Origin of the sequence: Streptomyces sp. NPDC048291, assembly GCF_043201715.1 — a bacterium.
Taxonomy (GTDB): Bacteria; Actinomycetota; Actinomycetes; order Streptomycetales; family Streptomycetaceae; genus Streptomyces.
On sequence record NZ_JBICZC010000008.1, the window covers coordinates 164,637 to 184,366 of the forward strand.

The following is a 19,730-nucleotide window of genomic DNA, read 5'->3' on the forward strand; positions in this document are numbered from 1 at the left end:
CCGGAAGTGCGTTTTCTGGGGGCGCAATGCGATTGAGAGTGGAGTTCACGACCGAACCCTTCGACCTCGACGAGGCCCCCGCGCACGCGCTGGTCGCCCGTGAGGTCATCGAGGGTGCTCAGCTGGACGCGGTGGACGTCGGGCCGTTCGGGAACACGGCGGAGGGCGGCTCCGACGCCGTGCTCAGCGCCGTGGACGCGCTGCTGCGCAGGGCCCTGGAGGCCGGCGCCACCCGGATCTCGCTCCAGGTCAACGTGGTGGGGGAGGGCGGCGACAAGTGACCGGAAACGGGGACGAGCCCTTCATCACCGCCGTGAAGCCGCTGGTCGACGCCATGGGCGGGGAGATGCTCCCGCCCGACGAGGCCGGCCCCGACGACGTCGTGCTCGCCTGGGAGGGCGTCGACGTGGTCGCCGTACGGCTGCCGCAGCTCGCGGACTCCCTCGACCACATCCTGGCCGCCATGGAGCGCAAGCAGGGCAAGCCGCTGGCCGACCTGGACCGCAAGGCGAAGCAGGAGGTCGTGCGCATCCTGGAGGCGCGGGGAGCCTTCTCCGTACGGCACGGCGTGGAGACCGTGGCGAGCGCGCTCGGGGTCAGCCGCTTCACCGTCTACAACTACCTCAACCGCGACAAGGAGAGCTGAGCCGGCCGGCCGGCGGCGGGGGTTGTTACGCGGAATTTTCAACAAAGTGTTGACGCTGGGTTCCGGAGGGCGTTAGCTGACGGCAGTCCGTTCAGCACGAAGGCCGCACACGGCCACGGAGGCTCCCGTGACGTCGACTTCCACGCCCCCGGGCCTGGCCCGGTTCAACGAACTGGAGGAGCGCGCGGCACTCGCCGCCCTCCACGAGGCGTGCGCCTCCACCGCCTGGGCCCGGCACCTGCTCGCCGCCCGCCCCTACGCCACCCCGGAGGCCCTCTACACCGCCAGCGACACCGCCATGGCCGGGCTGAGCGCGGCGGACCTCGCCGAGGCCATGGCCGGGCATCCGCCGATCGGCCGCCCCAGGCCGGGCGACCCCACCTCGGCCCGCGAGCAGTCCGGCATGGCCGGCGCCGCGGACGCCCTCAAGGCGGAGATGCTCGAACTCAACCTCGCCTACCAGGAGCGGTTCGGCCATGTCTTCCTGATCTGCGCCACCGGCCGCACCGGCGAGGAGATGCGGGACGCGGCCAAGGAGCGGATCGGCAACGCGCCCGAGCAGGAGCGGGAGATCGTCCGCACCGAACTGGGCAGGATCAACCGCATCCGGCTCGGCCGGCTGGTCGAAGCGGACTGAAGTCGAAGCAGACCGAAGAGCTGAAGAGGACGCCTGACACCATGAGCACCAGCACCACCGCCTCCGTGTCCACCCACATCCTGGACACCAGCGTCGGCCGTCCCGCCGAAGGCGTCGCCGTCCGGCTCTCCGCCCGCCCCGGCCGGGAGGCGGACTGGCAGGCGCTCGGCGGTTCCGTGACCGACGCGGACGGCCGGTGCAAGGACCTGCCGGCGCTGCCGGAGGGGACCGCACACGTACGGCTCGACTTCGCGGTGGAGCCGTATTTCGAGAAGAAGCAAGCCGATGCGCAGCAGGACGCCCCCGCGAATCGGGACAGCGGACCGGCCGTGTTCTTCCCGGAGGTGGCGATCACGTTCGCCGTCGTACCGGGCGAGCACTACCACGTACCGCTGCTGCTCAACCCGTTCGGCTACTCCGTTTACCGAGGGAGCTAGCTACACATGCCCACGATTCTTGGACAGAACCAGTACGGCAAGGCCGAGAACCGGGTCGTCAAGATCACGCGGGACGGCGCCACCCACCACATCAAGGACCTCAACGTCTCGGTGTCGCTCTCCGGCGACATGGACGAGGTCCACTACTCCGGCTCCAACGCCAACGTCCTGCCGACCGACACCACCAAGAACACGGTGTTCGCGTTCGCCAAGGAGCACGGCATCGAGTCCGCCGAGCAGTTCGGCATCCACCTCGCCCGGCACTTCGTGACCAGCCAGGAGCCGATCCACCGGGCCCGGATCCGGATCGAGGAGTACGCCTGGGAGCGCATCGAGGCCTCCGACGCCAACTCCAGGTCCATCGGCGCCGACGAGGTCAAGCACTCGTTCGTGCGCAAGGGCCAGGAGACCCGGCTCACGCAGATCACCTACGACGGCTCCGCGTGGGAGGTCGTCTCCGGCCTCAAGGACCTCGTCGTGATGAACTCGACGAACTCGGAGTTCTGGGGCTACGTCAAGGACAGGTACACGACCCTCCCGGAGGCGTACGACCGCATCCTGGCCACCGAGGTCTCCGCCCGCTGGCGGTTCAACTGGACCGACGACGAGCAGAAGACGCCCCACTGGGAGAAGTCCTACGAGCAGACGAAGAAGCACATGCTCCAGGCCTTCGCCGAGACGTACTCCCTCTCGCTGCAGCAGACGCTGTACCAGATGGGTTCGCGGATCATCGAGAACCGCGGCGAGATCGACGAGGTCCGCTTCTCGCTGCCGAACAAGCACCACTTCCTCGTCGACCTGGAGCCCTTCGGGCTGAAGAACGACAATGAGGTGTACTACGCCGCCGACCGGCCCTACGGCCTGATCGAGGCGACCGTCCTGCGGGAAGGCTGCGAGGCGAGGATCCCGGTGGACCTCACCAACCTCTGACCTCCTCACTCTTTTCGGCACCCTCGGCCGGGGAGCGGGCTCTTCGGGCTCCCCGGCCGCGGCACTCAAATCCCCGGGGTCCTGCCGTGCCCTCACCACGAGTCCACTGAGCGAAAAGGACGCATCATGGCAGCAGACCAGCGCATCGTCATCGAGAACTGTTCGATCGCGACCGTCGACGCCCACGACACCGAGTACGCGAACGGGTACGTCGTCATCGCCGGCAACCGCATCGAGTCGCTCGGCGCGGGCAGGGCACCCGAGGGCCTGGAGAACGTCGTACGCCGTATCGACGCCGCCGGCCACCTGGTGACCCCCGGCCTGGTCAACACCCACCACCACTACTACCAGTGGATCACCCGGGGCCTGGCCACCGACCACAACCTCTTCAACTGGCTCGTCGCCCTCTACCCGACCTGGGCGCGCATCGACGAGCCCATGGTGTACGCCGCCGCGCAGGGCTCGCTCGCCATGATGGCCCGCGGCGGTGTCACCACCGCGATGGACCACCACTACGTCTACCCGAAGGACTCCGGCGACCTGTCCGGCGCGATCATCCGCGCCGCCCGCGAGACGGGCGTCCGCTTCACCCTCGCCCGCGGCTCCATGGACCGCAGCGAGAAGGACGGCGGACTGCCCCCGGACTTCGCCGTCGAGACCCTCGAAGGCGCCCTCGCCGCCACCGAGGCGACCGTCGGGGAGCACCACGACGCCTCCTTCGACGCCATGACCCAGGTGGCCGTCGCGCCCTGCTCGCCGTTCTCCGTCTCCACCGAACTCCTCAGGCAGGGAGCCGAGTTGGCCCGACGGCTGGGAGTGCGGCTGCACACCCACGGCTCGGAGACCGTCGAGGAGGAGCAGTTCTGCAAGGAACTGTTCGGGACGGGCCCGACCGACTACTTCGAGTCCACCGGCTGGCTCGGCGAGGACGTGTGGATGGCGCACTGCGTCCACATGAACGACTCCGACATCGCCGCGTTCGCCCGCACGAGGACCGGCGTCGCCCACTGCCCGTCCTCCAACGCCCGCCTCGCGGCCGGGATCGCGCGCGTCCCCGACATGCTCGCCGCCGGCGTCCCGGTCGGCCTCGGCGTCGACGGCACCGCGTCCAACGAGTCCGGCGAACTCCACACCGAACTGCGCAACGCGCTGCTGATCAACCGCCTCGGCGCGCACCGGGAGGCGGCCCTGAACGCCCGCCAGGCGCTGCGCCTCGGCACCTACGGCGGCGCCCAGGTCCTCGGCCGGGCGGGCCAGATCGGCTCCCTCGAACCCGGCAAGCTCGCCGACCTCGTTCTCTGGAAGCTGGACACCCTCGCCCACGCCTCCATCGCCGACCCGGTGACCGCCCTGGTCTTCGGCGCCGCCGCCCCGGTCACCGCCTCTTTCGTGAACGGCCGTCAGATCGTCGAGGACAACCGGCTGCTGCACGTCGACGAGGACGCCATCGCCCGCGCGACACGGGCCGAGGCCCGGCGGCTGGCGGAGATCGCCGGGCGGTAACCCCGTTCCCTTGCAAGGCACTTGAGCTCCGGTCGGGAGGGACGGCTCCCGGCCGGTGGCCGTGGACCCCGAAAGGGCCCACGGCGGCCGTCTCCCGGGCGCGCGCTGCCCTGCGCGCGCCCGGGCACGGTCACCGTCCTCCTCTCGGGTCCCGCACGACCTCGACCACCCGCACCACCTCCCTGAAACCCGCGTCAGAGCCGATGCGTAACCGACCGGAGGAGAGCCGCAGTGTCCGCGCAACCAGTGCACCCCGTCGACGAGAAACTCCCCGTCCTGAAAATGGCCACCACGGGCCTGCAGCACGTGGCCGCCATGTACGCCGGAGTGGTCGCCCCGCCCCTGATCGTCGGAGCGGCCATCGGCCTCACCGGCACCGAACTGACCTTCCTGACCGCCGCCTGCCTCTTCACCGCGGGCCTCGCCACCTTCCTCCAGACCCTCGGCGTCTGGAAGATCGGCGCCCGGCTGCCCTTCGTCAACGGCGTCACCTTCGCCGGGGTCGCCCTGATGACCGCGATAGCCGCGTCCACCCACGACAGGTCCGACGCCCTGCCCGTCATCTTCGGCGCGGTGATCGTCGCCGGCCTGCTCGGCTTCCTCGCCGCCCCCTTCTTCAGCAAGGCCGTCCGCTTCTTCCCGCCCGTCGTCACCGGCACGGTCATCACGCTCATCGGTGTCTCGCTGCTCCCGGTCGCCTTCGGCTGGGCGCAGGGCCCCGACCCGGCGGCGCAGGACTACGGCTCGGCCGGGTACCTGGGGCTGGCCGCCGCAACTCTCGTCATCGTCCTGCTCCTTCGCCGCTTCACCCACGGCTTCGTCAAGCAGATCGCCGTGCTGCTCGGCCTGGTCGCCGGCACCGTCGTCGCGATCCCGTTCGGCGTCACCGACTTCGCGCCCGTCGCGGACGCGGACCTGATCGGCTTCCCGACGCCCTTCCACTTCGGCGCCCCGCAGTTCCAGCTCGCCGCGATCCTCTCCATGTGCGTGGTGATGGTGGTCTCGATGACCGAGTCGACCGCGGACATGCTGGCGCTGGGCGAGATCGTCGAACGGCCCGCCGACGAGCGGACGATCGCGGCGGGGCTGCGCGCCGACACCCTCGGCTCGGCGCTCAGCCCGCTCTTCAACGGGTTCATGTGCAGCGCGTTCGCGCAGAACATCGGCCTGGTCGCGATGACCCGGATCCGCAGCCGGTTCGTGGTCGCGGCCGGCGGCGGCTTCCTGGTGCTGATGGGCCTGTGCCCGACGGCCGCCTCGCTGATCGCCGTCGTACCCCGTCCGGTCCTGGGCGGCGCGGGCGTGGTCCTGTTCGGGTCGGTGGCGGCCAGCGGCATCCAGAACCTGGTCGGGGCCGGCCTGGACAAGGGCGAGAACGTCCTGGTCGTCGCCGTCTCCCTCGCCGTCGGCATCATCCCGATCACCGAGCCGGACTTCTACCACGCCTTCCCGGAGACCGCCCGGATCGTCCTCGACTCGGGGATCTCGACCGGCTGCGTGACCGCGGTGGTGCTGAACCTGGTCTTCAACCACCTGGGCCGGGGGCGCGCGGAGGCGAGGGCGACGACGGAGACCGCCGTACCCCTCGCCGCGCCTCAGTCGATCACGTGACGCAGGCGCCTGGGCGGCAGCCTCCGGCAGGCGCATGCGGGTCGACCACCACCGGCTGTTCAGCCACGACCCGCCGCTCGGTCCGGGTGCGCGCGTCGGCCTCGAGCGACCGGAGTCAGCGCCGCCGGAGCCGCAGCGCCTGGCAGGGGGTGGTCGCGGGCAGCCGGCCGGTGAAGTACGAGCGGGGCGGTACGCCCATCAGGGCGCGGAAGTCGGTCGTCATGTGCGACTGGTCGAAGTAGCCGGTGGCGGCGGCCAGTTCGGACCAGCCGACGCTGCCCGCGCGGGCCGCGACCGTGCGGACCCGGTCGATGCGGGCGTAGTGCTTCGGGGAGACCCCGACCCCGTCGCTGAACAGGTTCCGCAACTGGCGTTCGCTGACGGCCAGTTCCCGGGCCACGTCCCGCACCTGCGCGGGCGCCCGGTCCAGCCGCACGGACAGCGCGTCCACGCCCGCCCGCAGCAACGCCGTCCGGTCCGCGTCCGTCTGCTCGGACAACAGGCCGGGCAGCACCTCGGCGATCCGCGGCAGCGCCGTCGCCGGATCCAGCCACCGCACCTCATGTGCGAACCGGCGGGCCACCCCGCCGGGCAGGGCGTCCAGCGGCACCACCCGGCCGACCAGCCCGGCGGCCGGTACGCCCAGCAGGGCCCGGGCGGTGCCCGGAGCGAGGACCAGCTCCACGCACGAGATGTGCGGTTTCCCCTCGTGGTAGGCGGCCCGCACCCGCGGCCCGACCGCGAGGACGTCACGCTGCCCGTCCGCCGTCACCCGCAGCACCACCTTGGTCAGCGCGTCCGGCAGCTGGACGAACGTCCCCTCGGGAGGCTCCGCGAAGGAGATGGTCCGCACCCCGGCGACCCAGGGGCGCAGCGCGTCGGGCACGGTCGCGAGCGGCTCGGCGATGGTCATCGGCACCCTTCCACCGTAAGCGACCCGCGCCGCGGTCCGGGCGGGCCGGCCGTGCCGGAATTTCCAAGAGAAGGGCGCCCCGGCGGGCCCACCGTGGACCGCATGATTCTGGTGACGGGTGCCACGGGCACCATCGGACGTGACGTCGTACGACAACTGGCCGGGCGCGGAGCCAAGGTGCGCGCGCTCACCCGCGACCCGGCCAAGGCCAAGGTGCCCGCCGGGGTGGACGTGGTGCGCGGGGACTACGCCGAACCGGCGTCCCTTGAGGCCGCGCTGGCCGGCGTGACCGCCGTGTTCCTGCTCAGGCAGGCCGGCCCCGACGAGGGACAGGACGCGGTCCTGGTCGCCGCGGCCAGGGCCGCCGGCGCGGAGCGGCTGGTGAAGCTGTCCGCCATCGCCACCGGCGATCCGGGGTCGGGTCCCTCCGGCTCCTGGCACGTGGCCGGGGAGCGGGCCGTGCGGGACAGCGGGCTCGCCTGGACGGTGCTGCGGCCCTCGTCGTTCGCCTCCAACACGCTGACCTGGCTGCAGGCGCTGCGCACGGGCGAACCGGTCCCCAACATGACCGGGGACGGCGCTTCGGGCGTGATCGACCCCCGCGACATCGCCGAGGTGGCGGTACGGGCCCTGCTCGACGCCGGGCACACGGAGCGGACGTACACCCTGACCGGTCCCGAGGCGATCACCGTCCCCGGCCAGGCCGCCGTGCTCGCCGAGGTCCTGGGCCGCCCGGTCCCGACCCGTGACCTGTCCCCGGACGAGACCCGCGACTTCCTCCGCACGGCCTGGGGCATGCAGGGGGCCCAGGTGGACGGCGTCCTGACCGGCCTGGCGTTCGTCCGCGCCGGAGGCAACGCGGTGCTCACCGAGGACGCCCGCGAGGTGCTCGGCCGCCCGGCCCGGACCTATCGGGAGTGGGCGGAGGACCACAGGGGCGCGTTCGGGGCGGTCTGAGAGCAGGGCCTGCCCGGCGCCGGTGCGGGTGTACCGGCTCCGCTCGGGGTGTGCCGGTTCCGTCCGGTGCCGGCGCGCCGGTCCGCCCGGCTCAGGCGTGCCGGACCGCCCGGATCAGGCGCGCCGCGGTCGCAGCGTGGCCGCCGCCAGACCCAGGGCCGCCACCGCGATCACCGTGGCCACCCGGAAGGCCAGCTGGTAGCCGGCCGCCGTGGCCGGCACCGATTCGGCGCCCGCGTGCAGCAGGCCGTCGGTACGGCTCGCCGCGAGGGTGGACAGGGCGGCGAGGCCCAGTGAACCGCCCACCACCTGCGTGGTGTTGAAGAGCCCGGAGGCCAGCCCCGCGTCCTCCTCGCGGGCACCGGCCATGGCGAGGCCGGTGAGCGGGGGCATCGCCGCGGCGAAACCGGCCGCCATGAGCAGCATCGGCGGCAGCACGTCGGAGTACGACCCGCCGGCGGGCGCCCGGCTCAGCAGGGCCATCCCGACGGTGATGAGGACCAGCCCGGCGAGGAGCACGCGGTACGCGCCGAAGCGGCCGGTCATGCGCGCCGACAGCCCCAGCATCAGGACGCCGATCGCCAGCGGTGCCGGCAGGAAGGCGAGGCCGGTGTGCAACTCGCCGTAGCCGAGGACGCGTTGCAGGTAGAGCGCGCCGATGAACTGGAAGCCGTACATCGTCGCGATCATCAGGATCTGCACGCCGTTCGCGCCGCTCAGCGTCCGGGAGCGCAGCATCCGCAGCCGCAGCAGCGGGTGTTCGGCCCGGGCCTGGCGGACGGTGAACGCCACGAGGAGCGCGAGGGCGAGCGCGGCCAGCAGCAGGGTGGCGGACGTACTCCGGTCGCCGGAGCCGACGATGACGTAGACGGTGAGCATCAGCGCGCCGGTGACCAGGGCCGCGCCCGGACCGTCGGCGCCCCTGCGGAGCCCGGCGCCGGGCTCGCGGGCCAGGATCCGTACCGCGGCCAGCCAGGCCGCCACCCCGATCGGCAGGTTGATCAGGAAGATCCAGTGCCAGCTCAGCGCCTGCGTCAGCGCCCCGCCGAGGAAGGTGCCCAGGGTGGCGCCCACCGACCCGACCGCGCTGAACACGGCGATGGAGCGGGCCTGTTCGCGCGGCTCGGGGAAGAGCGAGACCAGCATGCCGAGCACGACGGCCGAGGTCATCGCGCCGCCCGCGCCCTGCACCGCCCGCGCCGCGACCAGCGCGCCCTGACTCGTCGCCAGCCCGCACGCCACGGAGGCCGCGGTGAACACGGCGAGCCCGGCCGTGAACATCCGCTTCCGGCCCACCAGATCACCCAGACGGCCGAACAGCAGAAGCAGTCCGCCGAACGGGATCAGATAGGCGTTCACCACCCACGCCAGCCCCGGACCGCTGAAGCCCAGGTCGCGTTGGACGGCCGGCATCGCCACGGTGACGATCGTGCCGTCCAGGATCGTCATCAGCGCCCCCGCGCACAGGACGGCGAGGGACGCCCAGCGCGGGTATGTTCGAGAGGTGGTCACCGGTGCGGCCGGTGTGCCGGTCGTGGTCGACATGGCCTTCTGGCCTCCGCAATCGCCGTAGCTCGCCAGGGACATCAACAGGAACCGATCGTGCGCAAGGTGCACGACTTGTAACGGGGTTCATGGTGAGTGACCATAAGAGGACGGCGTAAGGAGGCAGTTCGATGTCCCAGAGGAACACCGGTGTTACCAGCCAGGTCGTGAACGCGCAGGCCTGTCCCGTCCGCGAGGTTCTTGACAGGGTGGCCGGGAAATGGAGCGTGCAGATCCTGGTGGCGGCCTCGCACGGGCCCATCCGGTTCACGGAACTGGAGCGCGGCATCGAGGGCATCAGCCGCCGGATGCTGACCCTCACCCTGCGCAACCTGGAGCGCGACGGCCTGGTGACCCGCACCGTGTATCCGACGGTGCCGCCGCGCGTGGAGTACGAACTCACCCCGGTGGCCCTGGAACTGCACGAGACCCTGCAGCGGCTGACCGACTGGGCCGAGCAGAACCGCCACTACATCGCGCAGGCCCGGGCGGTCTACGACGCCGAGCACCAGCCGGAACTGCTCGACGCGTAGACGGCCGCGCGGGCGGCGCGCGCGGACCGGGTCAGAACCCGAACAGCTCCGGGTCCGCGGCGAGTTCCTTGAAGACCTCGCGCGGATCGGCGACCAGCTTCCGGGCCTTCAGGTCCAGCAGCCCGCCGACCGCGTCGACCTCGGCGGCCAGCGTGCCGTCCGCCTTGGTGATCTTCTGGAGTATCCGGAACGTCTTGCCGCCGCCCCACTCGAACGCGCAGCTCACGTCGACCTCGTCACCGGCGAGCAGCTCCCGTTTGTACCGGATGGTCGTCTCCAGCCCCACCGGGCCCACGCCCCGCCCGATCAGCTCGGCCTGCGTGACCCCGGCCGCCTGGAGCAGCGACCAGCGGGCGTGCTCGGCGTAGTTGATGTACACCGCCTGGTTCAGATGCCCCTGCACATCGGTCTCGTAGCCACGGACGGTCACCCGGACGGAATACGGTTCGCTCACGACTTCCCCTTCTCGCGTACGACGTCACGTGCACGACGCCTCGTGTACGACGTCTCGCGTGCGGCGTCTTGTGGACGACGTCACGTGTACGACGCACTGATCCTTTGACGGCATCCTGGCACGCCCGTCACACCCGGCGCGGCGATGCCAGCAGATAGCGCGTCCTGGTCCGCGCCTCCGTGTACTCGCCCGTCTGCCAGCCCGCCCGCTCCAGGGCGGCCGTGCACGCCCGCAACCGCTCGCCCTCCGGCGCGTACACGGCGACCGCCTCCGGCTGCGGGGTCGCCCGCACCCGGTACCCGGGGGTGTCCGGCCCCTCGGGCGGCTGCCCATCCGCCTCCAGGGCGAGCGCGGCGGCCCGCACCAGATGCGCGCGCTCCCAGCCGCACGGCCGGTCGGTGGCGCCGTCGGGATTGGTCATCCGGCGCAGTTCGAGCAGCCCCTGCCAGGCGCTGTGCACCTCACGGGCACGGGCTGGCCCGCCCGCGGCCGACTCCTCCCCGCCGACCCGCGCGGCGAACCTACCGGTCGGCTCGGTCTCCCTCGCGGCCCGGGGTTCCGTCGCGGTCCGGGGCTCCGTAGCCGTCGGCGGCTCCGGAGCCTCCCGTATCCGGTGCCCGGCAGGCGTCAGGAAGTGGTCGTGCGGCGGGCGCGGGTGCCGGAAGGCGAGCCCGCGCCCGACCAGGGCCGTCAACTGCGCCTCGGTCCCCCGCAGCCGTCCGGTGACCGGGTCGGCGGCGTCGATGACCCGCCGCTGCGCGGCGGTGGGCGGTCGGGTCACGGTGTGCACCTCCCCGGCGTCGAACGCGGTACCGATCCCTGCTCCGAAGGTTACGACCGGGCACTGACAACGCGGTCCCGCTACCCGCCCGGCCGGATGTTCCACCCCGCGATCACCGGTCGCCCGTGCTCCGTACCCAGTCGGCACAGCGTCCCGGTGGCCAGCTGGAAGAGGGCCCCGCCGGACGGCGGCAGGCCGAGCCGGCGAGCGGTCAGGACGCGCAGGAAATGCCCGTGGGCGACCAGCAGCACGACCCCCTCGGTCTCGGCGAGGGCCGCCTCCACCTTGGCCAGCATCCGGTCGGCCCGCTCGCCGACCTGCTCCGGACTCTCCCCGGGGTGCTCCGGCGGGCCGGGCGCCACCCCGTCCGTGAACAGGAACCAGCCGGGCCGGGTGCGCTGGATCTCCACGGTGGTCACGCCCTCGTAGCCGCCGTAGTCCCACTCCCGCAGGTCGTCGTCGACCCGGGCGTCGGGCACCCCGATGAGCTCGGCGGTGTCGCGGGCCCGCCGGAGCGGGCTGACGAAGGCGGCACCGATGCGAAGCGAACGGATCAACGGCCGCAGCCGGTGCGCCTCGTCCCTGCCGTGCTCGGTGAGCGGCACGTCCGTCCACCCGGTGTGCCGTCCGGACCGCGACCACTCGGTCTCACCGTGCCGGACGAGAAAGACATCAGCCATACGTCAGAGGCTAAGAGCCCAGCGCTCCAGTTCCGCGAAGTCACGCGCCCGCAGGCCGTGCCGCGGATCCACCGGAAGGAGCAGTGCGGGCCCGTCGTGGTGCTCGGCGACGTGGCGGACGTCGAGCTCGGTGACCATGTCGTCCACCCACACGAACGGCCGCCCGGCCGCCCACGCCACCACGGTCCGGGTCTTCCAGTACAGGCCGTCCGGATCCTTCGCGAACAGCTCAGGCCACTCGATGACGGGCAGCTCGGGCAGCCCGACGACCGGCCCGATCATCTCGTTGGCCTGGTGCATCCAGGTGGTGGCCCAGGCCAGCTCGTACGGCAGCGCGAGCAGCCGCGCCCCGTGCCCCGGATGCAGCCGCACCCGCAGCCCCCGGCGCAGCGCGCGGAGCCGGGCCGCTGCCGGGCGGACCAGTTGGCGGGGTGCAGCCTGCGGGTCACATACCCGCGGTGCCGCAGGAACCGGGCCCGGAAGGGGTTCAGGGGGCCGTCGACGTCGAGGAGGAGCAGAGGCCGCTGGGTCATGAGGACGGCATACCCGGACGGCCCCCGATGACTACCGCGCCTACCGCGACCACCGCACGGCTACTGCCGATAGCCGCTCAGGAACCGCCCGATCCGGCCGATCGCCGTCTCCAGGGTCTCCGCGTGCGGGAGGGTGAGGATGCGGAAGTGGTCGGTGGCGGGCCAGTTGAAGCCGGTGCCCTGGACGACCTGGATCTTCTCCTGGAGGAGGAGGTCCAGGACGAACCGCTCGTCGTCGTGGATCGGGTGCGCCTTGGGGTCGATGCGCGCGAAGGCGTAGAGGGCGCCCTTCGGCTTGACGCACGAGACGCCGGGGATCTCGTTGAGCTTCTCCCAGGCCACGTTGCGCTGCTCGTACAGCCTGCCGCCGGGGGTGGTGAGCTCGCGGATGGACTGGCGGCCGCCGAGCGCGGCCTGGATGGCGTACTGGGCCGGGGCGTTGGCGCACAGCCGCATGGAGGCCAGCATGGTGAGGCCCTCCAGGTAGTCCCTGGCGTGCTGCTTCGGGCCGGTGATCACCAGCCAGCCCGAGCGGAAGCCGGCCACCCGGTACGTCTTGGAGAGGCCGCAGAAGGTGAGGACCACCAGGTCGGGGGCGAGCGCCGCGGTGGAGTGGTGGACGGCGTCGTCGTACAGGATCTGGTCGTAGATCTCGTCCGCGAAGACCATCAGGCCGTGCCGGCGGGCCAGGTCGAGGATGCCCTCCAGGATCTCCTTCGGGTAGACGGCGCCGGTCGGGTTGTTGGGGTTGATGATGACCACGGCCTTCGTCCGGTCCGTGATCTTCGACTCCATGTCGGCCAGGTCCGGGTACCAGTCGGCCTGTTCGTCGCAGAGGTAGTGCACCGCCTTGCCGCCGGCGAGGGTGGTCACGGCGGTCCAGAGGGGGAAGTCCGGGGCGGGGATGAGGATCTCGTCGCCGTCCTCGACGAGGGCCTGGACGGCCATCGACACCAGTTCCGAGACGCCGTTGCCGAGGAAGACGTCGTCGACGCCCACCTCCAGGCCGAGCGTCTGGTAGCGCTGGGCGACGGCGCGGCGGGCGGAGAGGATGCCGCGGGAGTCGGTGTAGCCGTGTGCCTGCGGGAGCATCCGGATCATGTCCTGGAGGATCTCCTCCGGCGCCTCGAAGCCGAACAGCGCGGGGTTGCCGGTGTTCAGGCGCAGCACGCTGTGGCCCGCCTCCTCCAGCGCGTTGGCGTGCTCGATCACCGGTCCGCGGATCTCGTAACAGACCTCGCTGAGCTTGTTGGACTGCCGGAACTCCATGCGCCCCTCCGGAAACTCGTGTTGCTTGGTTTTACCAAGTAGGAGCTTGGAAAGTCCAACATCTTGTCTAGACTGCGTCGCATGTCACCTCGCCGAAGCTACGACCAGTACTGTTCCGCGGCCCGCGCCCTCGACGCGGTCGGCGACCGCTGGACCCTGCTGATCGTCCGGGAGCTGTTCGGCGGTCCCCGGCGCTACACGGACCTGCACGCGGATCTGCCGGGGGTCAGCACGGACGTCCTCGCCTCCCGGCTGAAGGACATGGAGCGCGACGGTCTCGCGACCAGGCGGCGGCTGCCTCCGCCGGGTGCGGCGTACGTCTACGAACTCACCGCGCGGGGGCGGGAGTTGCTCCCGGTGCTCCAGGCGCTGGGCAAGTGGGGCGAGTCCGAGCTGGGTGAGCGCCGGCCCACCGACGCGGTACGCGCCCACTGGTTCGCGCCGCCGCTGCTGCGGGCCCTGACGGGCGAGGGGCTCGTCGAAGTCCGGCTGGGGGAGGGGGACTTCCACCTGTACGTCGGGGCGGAGGACGGCCCGGTGTACGGCGACGGGCCGGCACCGGCCGAGCCCGACGCCCGCCTCGTACTCGACGCCGGGACGGGTACCGCCCTGGCCCGGGGCGAGTTGGGGCTGGCGGAGGCGGTACGGGACGGGCGGGTCACGGTGACGGGGGACGGGGCGCTGGCCAAGGAGCTGCGGGAGGTACGAGACCGGGTCTCCGTCCCGGGCGCCGGAGGCTCGGCTGATCGCTGATCGCTGATCGCTGATCGCTGATCGCGGTGGAGGGTGGCATCGCGATTGGTCGCCGCTCGGGGTTGCTTCGTCGGCCCGACCGGGTCCGGGGTGGCGTGGCGACCGGCCGCCACCCCGGACTCCGACTTCTCAGGTGACCGAGTCGGGTGGGTGGATGGGCAACGGGGTCAGGCGCCCGGCGGCATCCGCGACGGCCGTCCCGCCCCGCGGGTCAGCGCGTACCCGCCGATCCCCGCCAGCGCGGCCAGCACGCCGCCGATCCCGGTCCACACCCAGCGGTCGCTCCACCAGCCGGAGGACCAGCCGCCGTCGGGCTCGATGCTGGACAGCACCGCCGACTTCGTGGACGAGGAACCGTCGTCGGACGAGGAACCGTCGTCGGACGAGGAGCTGTCGGACGATGAACTGCTGTCGTCCGAAGCGGACTTGACCGCGATTCCCGGCACCAGCGGCTCGGCCAGCGAGCCGTCCACCGCCGCCGAGCCGCCGATGTCCTTGGAGTCCACCTTCACCTCGGCGCTCACCGGCTGGCCGAGGTCGGCCGAGGTCAGGTCCACCACCGTCAGCCGGATGTAGTACGTGCCGGGCAGCGGGTCGTCGGCCCACGGCTCCGACCAGGCGCGCACCGTCCGCATCACGCAGGCCAGCTCCACCGACGTGGCGCCCTGCGCGGCCGTGCGGGTCTGCGCGCCGTACTGGCAGGCCTGCCGGCGCCGCAGACCGTCGTACACGTCGAGCTGCCAGGTCTGCCCGGCGTGCGAGTCGGGCAGCTTCACCGTCGCCTTGACGTCGGGGCGCTGGCCGGCGTCGGCCGGGAAGGACCAGTACAGGTAGTCGCCGGTGGAACCGCTGGCCGTCGCCTGTTGCCCCTGCTCGATCTCGGCCGCCGTACGGAAGGACGTGCCCGCCTGGGTGGGCGCGCCGCCGTCCGCCGAGGCGCTCGGCGAGGGGGAGGCGTCGTCGGCGGCCGCCGGGGCCGCCGCCAGGCCCACCGCCAGCAGGGCGGTGCTCAACACTCGTGTGATCGACATCAGTTGGTCCTCCAGACCGCGACCCGCCAGCGCGACACCCAGCCCCACACCAGACCCGCGAGGAAGCCGGTCAGCACCAGGGCGCCGAGCAGCCACCAGCCGCGGCCCAGACCGAAGGAGGCGACGTCGCTCGCCTTCGACGGCCCGTCCACCACGTCGACCGTCAGCTCGACCGGCAGACCGGGGCTGGTCTTCACCCCGGACGCGGCCGAGAAGGAGTTGGTCACCTGGAGGCAGACGGTCTCGGCGGCGGCGTTCTCGTCGTCGCTCTCGGCCTTCGGGTACCGCAGCCCGGTCGAGATGACGTCCGTACGCCCGAGGCCCGACGCCTCGCCGCGCACTATCTCCCGCCCGTGCACGGTCACCGCGCGCAGCAGCACGCCGTAGTCGGCGTTGACGGCCCGGTCGGCCGCGACGCTCACCGAGGCGCGCAGTTCCTGGCCCGGGTCGACGTCGACCTTGTACCAGCGCTGCTGCCCGAACTCCTCACGGTCGGTGTACAGCCCCGACTTCAGCGCGGGCGCGGACGAGCACTGGTCCGTCCCCTCGGTCGCCACCGGCGTGACCACCGGGTCCGCCGCCCGGTCCACCAACTGGCCGACGCGGTCGGTCAGCTCCTCCTTGTGCTGGACGGAGGTGTACGTGCCGCCGGTCGCGTCCGCGATGCAGCTGAGCTGGTCGCGGGTCTTGGCGTCCGGCACCAGGCCGAGGGTGTCGATGGTCAGCCCGACGCCCTTGGCGGCGATCTCGCGGGCCACCTCGCAGGGGTCCAGCGGCGGACAGGTGTCCTCGCCGTCGCTGATCAGGACGATACGGCGGGTCCCGTCACCGCCCTGGAGGTCGTCGGCCGCCTTGAGCAGCGCGGGGCCGATCGGGGTCCACCCGGTCGGGGAGAGCGTGGCGACGGCGGTCTTCGCCTCCGTGCGGTCCAGGGTGCTGACCGGGTAGAGCTGCGCGGTGTCCTTGCAGCCGGTCTTCTTGTCGTTCCCGGCGTAGTTGGCGCCCAGCGTGCGGATGCCGAGCTGGACCCCCTCGGGCGTCGCGTCCAGCACCTCGTTGAACGCCTGCTTGGCCGCGGCCATGCGCGTCCCGCCGTCGATGTCAGCCGTCCGCATGGAACCGCTGACGTCCAGCACGAGCTCCACCTTGGGAGCGGCCTGTTCGGTCTCGTCGGCGACCGCATGGCCGGGGAACGCGATCCCGGCCGCCAGGGCGGCGAGCAGAGCACAGACTCCTGCCGCCGGCCGATGTGTTCTGATCATCGGCGGATCCTATTGATCAAAGGCGCCGGGCTCCAAAACGAGGTCCGGAGCCCGAAACCGGAGTGACCCTCACGTCAACGCAGGGCGGCGAGCGGGTTCGGCAGGGCCGTCCACTGGTCGCCGGGCACCTCGGGGGAGAGCCGCATCAGGGTCAACGCCTTGGCCGGCAGCGGGCCTTCGAGGAGTGCTGCCAGGTCAGGGGTGGCGTTCAGGTGCGGTACGGCCGCCTCCAGGGCCGTCGCCAGGGCCGGTCCCGAACCCGCGGTGCCCGCGAGGGCGCCCCCGACCAGGGAGCCGAACAGCTTGCGGCGCAGGGTCGCCTCGTCGTCCGTGACCAGGCGGCCCGTCAGGTCGGGCGGGGTGATGCCGTGGCGGCGGAGGCGGGCGGGGCCGAGCCGGATGTCGGCCAGGTCGCGGTAGACCAGGCGGAGCGGGGCGCCGGTCCCGGAGAGCACGACCAGGAGGTTCTGGCCGTGTGCCTCCAGGGCCACGCCCAGGTCCAGCAGCCGCAGCCCCACCGTCAGCGCGAGCCGGGTGAACTCCGCCAGCCAGGACGGCGATTCGGGCAGGCCGGTGCCGGTCAGGGCGGCCACCGGGAGGACCCGCTCGCCGGCCGCCGCGTACACCTGCGGCGACTCGCGCAGGAGCGCCGCCAGATCGGGGGAGTCGGCGGTCACGGCGCCCAGCGTGCGGGTGATGTGCAGGAGCCCGTCCGTGCGGTCCGCCAGGTCCGCGGCGAACGCCGACAGCGTCATCGCCGCGCCGACCGAGTACGCCGAGATGTCCCGCACGGACGAGGTCAGCCGGGCGCTGAGCGCCGTCTTCACGTGCGGTCCGCCGGGGAGCGCGAGCGTGCGCAGGGACATCAGCGGGTGCGCGTCCCGCCAGGGTCCGGCGGAGCCGCTCTTGAGGACATGCGCCCGCTGCCAGGGGTGTACGGGAATCAACAGCCGTTCCCCGTCGTGGAGTTCGTCCGGCCAGTCGCCGGTCAGCAGGCAGTCCCCGGCCGCGACCGGAACCGTCTCCAGCCGTACGACCGCCCGGTGCTCCGGCCCGTACGCGAGCTGCTCCGCCGCCGAGAAACCGGGCCGGGAACGGCAGTTGGGGTGGAAGGGATGCCCGTCGACGACCCGCTGCTCCCACTCCCAGTCGCGGTCCGGCCACTCCTGCGACGGAGATTCCCGGTCGGCCCGCGAGAGCGCCAACGACGCGGCGCTGTTCGCCAGTTCGGCCGCGAATGCGGCGGAGTGCGGCCACCCCAGATCCGTCATCAGCCGCGCCGGATCGTCGTACGCCTCTCCGTCCAGACGTACCGCGGTCACATACGCGTCCGTGGCGTACGGATCCGCCCGCGGCCCGTGCAGCGCCCGCCCGTCGGCCAGCCGCAGGGCGAGGCTGTGCGCCCCGCGCACCCGGTGCGCCACCCACGGCAGCGGCTCGTGCGCCAGCGCCCGCCACAGCCGGGTCAGCACCGCCGCCCGCGCACCGGGCAGCTCGGCCCGGTACCGGTCGACGAGGTCCGGCCGCGCCTCGGCCAGCTCCGCGGCGAGCCGGGTCTCGATGGGGGAGGGACGGTGCACGGGAGGGCTCCTCGGGGACGGGTACGACGGTCATGATGACCGGTGACGAGCGACATACTGATCAGGATCGGACTGTGTGGACGTAGCGAACGAATGGAACGCGTGGATCTCATGCCCCTCAGCGACGACGTCGGCGAACGCGCCGACGCCTACGCTGCCGCCCCCCTGCTCAACTGCCTGCTGCGGGAGGTGGCCCAGCCGCTCCCGGACACCGGGGAAGGGCCGTCGCGGGTCTACCGGCTGCGCGGCGGCGGACGGCTGCTGCGGGTGCGCGGCGAACGCCGGCCGACCGCGCCCGAGGTGTACGCGGACGGCACCTGGCACCGCGTCGGCCACCCCGAACTGGTGAAACTCGTCGCCGAGGAACTGCGCAGACACACCGGGCTGTCCAACGGCGACCTGCCTGCCGAGATGATCGACAGCCGGGACGCGGTCGCCGCGCTGCTCACGGCACGCGCCCGGGCGACGGCGCCCGACGACCCGTATCTGCGTTCGGAACAGTCCCTCATCACCGGCCATCCCTACCATCCCGCCCCCAAGGCACGTGGCGGCGGCCCGGTCACCGCCTGGCTGCCGTACGCCCCCGAGGCGCACGCCCGCTTCCCGCTGGTGCTGCTCGCGGTCCGCGAGGACGAGATGGCGGAGGAGGGCGACACGGCCGCGCTGGACGCACTGGCCGCCGTACCGCCGGGCTACCGGCTGCTGCCCGCCCACCCCTGGCAGCTCGACCTGGTCGCCCGCGACCTCGCCCCCGCCTTCGCGGACGGGCGGCTGCTGCGCCTCGCCGAGACCGCCTTCACGGCCTGGCCGACCGCCGCGATCCGCACGGTGTACGAGCCGGAGCGGGACCTCTTCCTGAAGTTCAGCCTGGATGTCAGGATCACCAACGACATCCGCCGCCTCTGGGCCCACGACCTGCGCAGACTGCGCCGCACGGACGCCGCCGCGACCGCCGCGTTCACGGCGATGGGCGGGCCCGCCGGCTGGCTCGGCGACCGCGGCTACCGCACCGCCCGCTTCGCCTTCGAGGAGCTGGCCGTGCTGGTCCGGGACGGGCTGCGCGACAAGCTGCTGCCGGGCGCCACCCCGCTGCTCGCCGCCGGCCTGGTGGAGGGCTTCGACGGCGACCCGCTGGCCGCCGCGGCGGACCCCGGCGCCTGGTGGGAGGCGTATCTGCGGGCCGTCGTACCGCCCGCCCTGACCGCCTTCGCCGAGCACGGCGTCGTCCTCGAAGCGCACCTCCAGAACACCCTGGTCGCCGTCGACGCCGTCGGCGTGCCGGTGCAGGCGCTGTACCGGGACGCAGAAGGGGTCAAGCTGCTGGCCGACGTGGACCGGGCCGCCGGGTGGGAGCGCCTGGTGTACTGCCTGGTCGTCAACCACCTGACCGAGGTCGCCGCCGTGCTCGCCGAACGCCACCCCGGCTTCGACCCGTGGCCGGCCGCACGCAGGGAGCTGGCCCGCCACCCGCTCCCGGAGGTGACCGACCTGCTGGCCTCCCCGACCCTGCCCGGCAAGACCAACCTCCTGCTGCGCTGGACCGGCGCGGACGGGGCCGACGCCCGCTACCTGCCGTTGCCGAATCCGCTGGCCCGAAACCGGCGGGGGTCCGCACCGGGACGGCCGACGGACGCATGGCCCGGCACGCCCGGTTAGGCTGGTCACTTCAGGTCCG

At 72.5% G+C, this 19,730-nt stretch carries 20 protein-coding genes and 1 pseudogene; 11 read left to right on the forward strand and 10 right to left on the reverse strand.

Features of this window, described 5'->3' with window-relative positions; translation table 11 throughout:
- Positions 1-26: 26 nt before the first annotated feature.
- From ACGF5O_RS22680 to ACGF5O_RS22710, 7 genes are all read left to right on the forward strand, one after another.
- A complete protein-coding gene (locus ACGF5O_RS22680) occupies positions 27-281 on the forward strand; it encodes a hypothetical protein (RefSeq protein WP_393811677.1) in 255 nt (84 codons plus the stop codon).
- The gene (locus ACGF5O_RS22685; protein ID WP_393811678.1) at positions 278-646 is read left to right on the forward strand and encodes a helix-turn-helix domain-containing protein; all 369 of its coding nucleotides are present in this window, start codon (positions 278-280) and stop codon (positions 644-646) included. Before ACGF5O_RS22680 ends, ACGF5O_RS22685 begins: the two co-directional genes overlap by 4 nt.
- A gap of 127 nt (positions 647-773) precedes the next feature.
- Complete coding sequence (gene uraD, locus ACGF5O_RS22690) at positions 774-1,283, forward strand: 2-oxo-4-hydroxy-4-carboxy-5-ureidoimidazoline decarboxylase (protein WP_393811679.1); 510 nt, start codon at positions 774-776, stop codon at positions 1,281-1,283.
- Between the two features lie 41 nt (positions 1,284-1,324).
- Positions 1,325-1,720 carry a hydroxyisourate hydrolase gene (gene uraH / locus ACGF5O_RS22695; RefSeq protein ID WP_393811680.1) on the forward strand — a complete coding sequence of 132 codons (396 nt, stop codon included), beginning with the start codon at positions 1,325-1,327 and terminating at the stop codon, positions 1,718-1,720.
- A gap of 6 nt (positions 1,721-1,726) precedes the next feature.
- Positions 1,727-2,650, forward strand: a complete 924-nt coding sequence (gene pucL / locus ACGF5O_RS22700) for a factor-independent urate hydroxylase (RefSeq protein WP_393811681.1) — start codon at positions 1,727-1,729, stop codon at positions 2,648-2,650.
- 126 nt (positions 2,651-2,776) lie between these two features.
- The gene (locus ACGF5O_RS22705; RefSeq protein ID WP_393811682.1) at positions 2,777-4,153 is read left to right on the forward strand and encodes an 8-oxoguanine deaminase; all 1,377 of its coding nucleotides are present in this window, start codon (positions 2,777-2,779) and stop codon (positions 4,151-4,153) included.
- 231 nt (positions 4,154-4,384) lie between these two features.
- On the forward strand, positions 4,385-5,764 hold the full coding sequence (locus tag ACGF5O_RS22710; RefSeq protein WP_393811683.1) for a nucleobase:cation symporter-2 family protein: 1,380 nt from the start codon (positions 4,385-4,387) through the stop codon (positions 5,762-5,764).
- A 115-nt stretch (positions 5,765-5,879) separates the two neighbouring features.
- Here the strand turns inward: ACGF5O_RS22710 and ACGF5O_RS22715 are convergent, their stop codons facing one another.
- Positions 5,880-6,677 (reverse strand): helix-turn-helix domain-containing protein, encoded by a 798-nt coding sequence (locus ACGF5O_RS22715; RefSeq protein WP_393811929.1) that lies wholly within the window; start codon positions 6,675-6,677, stop codon positions 5,880-5,882.
- Positions 6,678-6,779: 102 nt separating this feature from the next.
- On the opposite strand from ACGF5O_RS22715, the gene ACGF5O_RS22720 reads away from it, so the two are divergent.
- Positions 6,780-7,634: an NAD(P)H-binding protein gene (locus tag ACGF5O_RS22720; RefSeq protein WP_393811684.1), complete on the forward strand. Its 855-nt coding sequence runs from the start codon at positions 6,780-6,782 to the stop codon at positions 7,632-7,634.
- Positions 7,635-7,748: 114 nt separating this feature from the next.
- Here the strand turns inward: ACGF5O_RS22720 and ACGF5O_RS22725 are convergent, their stop codons facing one another.
- Positions 7,749-9,179, reverse strand: a complete 1,431-nt coding sequence (locus ACGF5O_RS22725) for an MFS transporter (protein ID WP_393811685.1) — start codon at positions 9,177-9,179, stop codon at positions 7,749-7,751.
- 131 nt (positions 9,180-9,310) lie between these two features.
- Between ACGF5O_RS22725 and ACGF5O_RS22730 the strand changes: the two genes are divergently transcribed.
- Positions 9,311-9,712: a winged helix-turn-helix transcriptional regulator gene (locus tag ACGF5O_RS22730; protein ID WP_393811686.1), complete on the forward strand. Its 402-nt coding sequence runs from the start codon at positions 9,311-9,313 to the stop codon at positions 9,710-9,712.
- 31 nt (positions 9,713-9,743) lie between these two features.
- Here ACGF5O_RS22730 and ACGF5O_RS22735 read toward each other — a convergent pair whose 3' ends face one another.
- From ACGF5O_RS22735 to ACGF5O_RS22755, 5 genes and pseudogenes are all read right to left on the reverse strand, one after another.
- Positions 9,744-10,166 (reverse strand): acyl-CoA thioesterase, encoded by a 423-nt coding sequence (locus ACGF5O_RS22735; RefSeq protein ID WP_393811687.1) that lies wholly within the window; start codon positions 10,164-10,166, stop codon positions 9,744-9,746.
- A 127-nt stretch (positions 10,167-10,293) separates the two neighbouring features.
- A complete protein-coding gene (locus tag ACGF5O_RS22740) occupies positions 10,294-10,947 on the reverse strand; it encodes a hypothetical protein (protein WP_393811688.1) in 654 nt (217 codons plus the stop codon).
- A gap of 80 nt (positions 10,948-11,027) precedes the next feature.
- Positions 11,028-11,627: a histidine phosphatase family protein gene (locus tag ACGF5O_RS22745; RefSeq protein WP_393811689.1), complete on the reverse strand. Its 600-nt coding sequence runs from the start codon at positions 11,625-11,627 to the stop codon at positions 11,028-11,030.
- Positions 11,628-11,630: 3 nt separating this feature from the next.
- A pseudogene (locus ACGF5O_RS22750) lies at positions 11,631-12,160 on the reverse strand (hypothetical protein).
- Between the two features lie 60 nt (positions 12,161-12,220).
- The gene (locus ACGF5O_RS22755; protein WP_393811690.1) at positions 12,221-13,429 is read right to left on the reverse strand and encodes a pyridoxal phosphate-dependent aminotransferase; all 1,209 of its coding nucleotides are present in this window, start codon (positions 13,427-13,429) and stop codon (positions 12,221-12,223) included.
- 81 nt (positions 13,430-13,510) lie between these two features.
- On the opposite strand from ACGF5O_RS22755, the gene ACGF5O_RS22760 reads away from it, so the two are divergent.
- The gene (locus tag ACGF5O_RS22760) at positions 13,511-14,182 is read left to right on the forward strand and encodes a winged helix-turn-helix transcriptional regulator (protein WP_393811691.1); all 672 of its coding nucleotides are present in this window, start codon (positions 13,511-13,513) and stop codon (positions 14,180-14,182) included.
- Positions 14,183-14,349: 167 nt separating this feature from the next.
- On the opposite strand, the gene ACGF5O_RS22765 is transcribed toward ACGF5O_RS22760, so the two are convergent.
- From ACGF5O_RS22765 to ACGF5O_RS22775, 3 genes are all read right to left on the reverse strand, one after another.
- Positions 14,350-15,213 carry a hypothetical protein gene (locus ACGF5O_RS22765; RefSeq protein WP_393811692.1) on the reverse strand — a complete coding sequence of 288 codons (864 nt, stop codon included), beginning with the start codon at positions 15,211-15,213 and terminating at the stop codon, positions 14,350-14,352.
- Complete coding sequence (locus tag ACGF5O_RS22770) at positions 15,213-16,475, reverse strand: VWA domain-containing protein (protein ID WP_393811693.1); 1,263 nt, start codon at positions 16,473-16,475, stop codon at positions 15,213-15,215. Before ACGF5O_RS22770 ends, ACGF5O_RS22765 begins: the two co-directional genes overlap by 1 nt.
- A 74-nt stretch (positions 16,476-16,549) precedes the next feature.
- Positions 16,550-18,055, reverse strand: coding sequence for an IucA/IucC family protein (locus ACGF5O_RS22775; RefSeq protein WP_393811694.1), 1,506 nt, complete (start codon positions 18,053-18,055; stop codon positions 16,550-16,552).
- Positions 18,056-18,148: 93 nt separating this feature from the next.
- On the opposite strand from ACGF5O_RS22775, the gene ACGF5O_RS22780 reads away from it, so the two are divergent.
- Entirely contained in the window at positions 18,149-19,711 is a 1,563-nt protein-coding gene (locus ACGF5O_RS22780) for an IucA/IucC family protein (RefSeq protein ID WP_393811695.1), read from the forward strand.
- Positions 19,712-19,730: the final 19 nt, after the last annotated feature.

What these genes read in the sequence shown, in the direction of transcription:
- ACGF5O_RS22705 (WP_393811682.1), top strand. Translation starts at nt 2,777, where the DNA reads ATGGCAGCAGACCAGCGCATCGTCATCGAGAACTGTTCGATCGCGACC.
- ACGF5O_RS22745 (WP_393811689.1), bottom strand. Translation starts at nt 11,627, where the DNA reads ATGGCTGATGTCTTTCTCGTCCGGCACGGTGAGACCGAGTGGTCGCGG.
- pucL (WP_393811681.1), top strand. Translation starts at nt 1,727, where the DNA reads ATGCCCACGATTCTTGGACAGAACCAGTACGGCAAGGCCGAGAACCGG.
- ACGF5O_RS22760 (WP_393811691.1), top strand. Translation starts at nt 13,511, where the DNA reads ATGTCACCTCGCCGAAGCTACGACCAGTACTGTTCCGCGGCCCGCGCC.
- ACGF5O_RS22730 (WP_393811686.1), top strand. Translation starts at nt 9,311, where the DNA reads ATGTCCCAGAGGAACACCGGTGTTACCAGCCAGGTCGTGAACGCGCAG.
- ACGF5O_RS22720 (WP_393811684.1), top strand. Translation starts at nt 6,780, where the DNA reads ATGATTCTGGTGACGGGTGCCACGGGCACCATCGGACGTGACGTCGTA.
- ACGF5O_RS22755 (WP_393811690.1), bottom strand. Translation starts at nt 13,429, where the DNA reads ATGGAGTTCCGGCAGTCCAACAAGCTCAGCGAGGTCTGTTACGAGATC.
- ACGF5O_RS22715 (WP_393811929.1), bottom strand. Translation starts at nt 6,677, where the DNA reads ATGACCATCGCCGAGCCGCTCGCGACCGTGCCCGACGCGCTGCGCCCC.
- uraH (WP_393811680.1), top strand. Translation starts at nt 1,325, where the DNA reads ATGAGCACCAGCACCACCGCCTCCGTGTCCACCCACATCCTGGACACC.
- ACGF5O_RS22780 (WP_393811695.1), top strand. Translation starts at nt 18,149, where the DNA reads ATGGAACGCGTGGATCTCATGCCCCTCAGCGACGACGTCGGCGAACGC.
- ACGF5O_RS22770 (WP_393811693.1), bottom strand. Translation starts at nt 16,475, where the DNA reads ATGATCAGAACACATCGGCCGGCGGCAGGAGTCTGTGCTCTGCTCGCC.
- ACGF5O_RS22765 (WP_393811692.1), bottom strand. Translation starts at nt 15,213, where the DNA reads ATGTCGATCACACGAGTGTTGAGCACCGCCCTGCTGGCGGTGGGCCTG.
- ACGF5O_RS22680 (WP_393811677.1), top strand. Translation starts at nt 27, where the DNA reads ATGCGATTGAGAGTGGAGTTCACGACCGAACCCTTCGACCTCGACGAG.
- ACGF5O_RS22725 (WP_393811685.1), bottom strand. Translation starts at nt 9,179, where the DNA reads ATGTCGACCACGACCGGCACACCGGCCGCACCGGTGACCACCTCTCGA.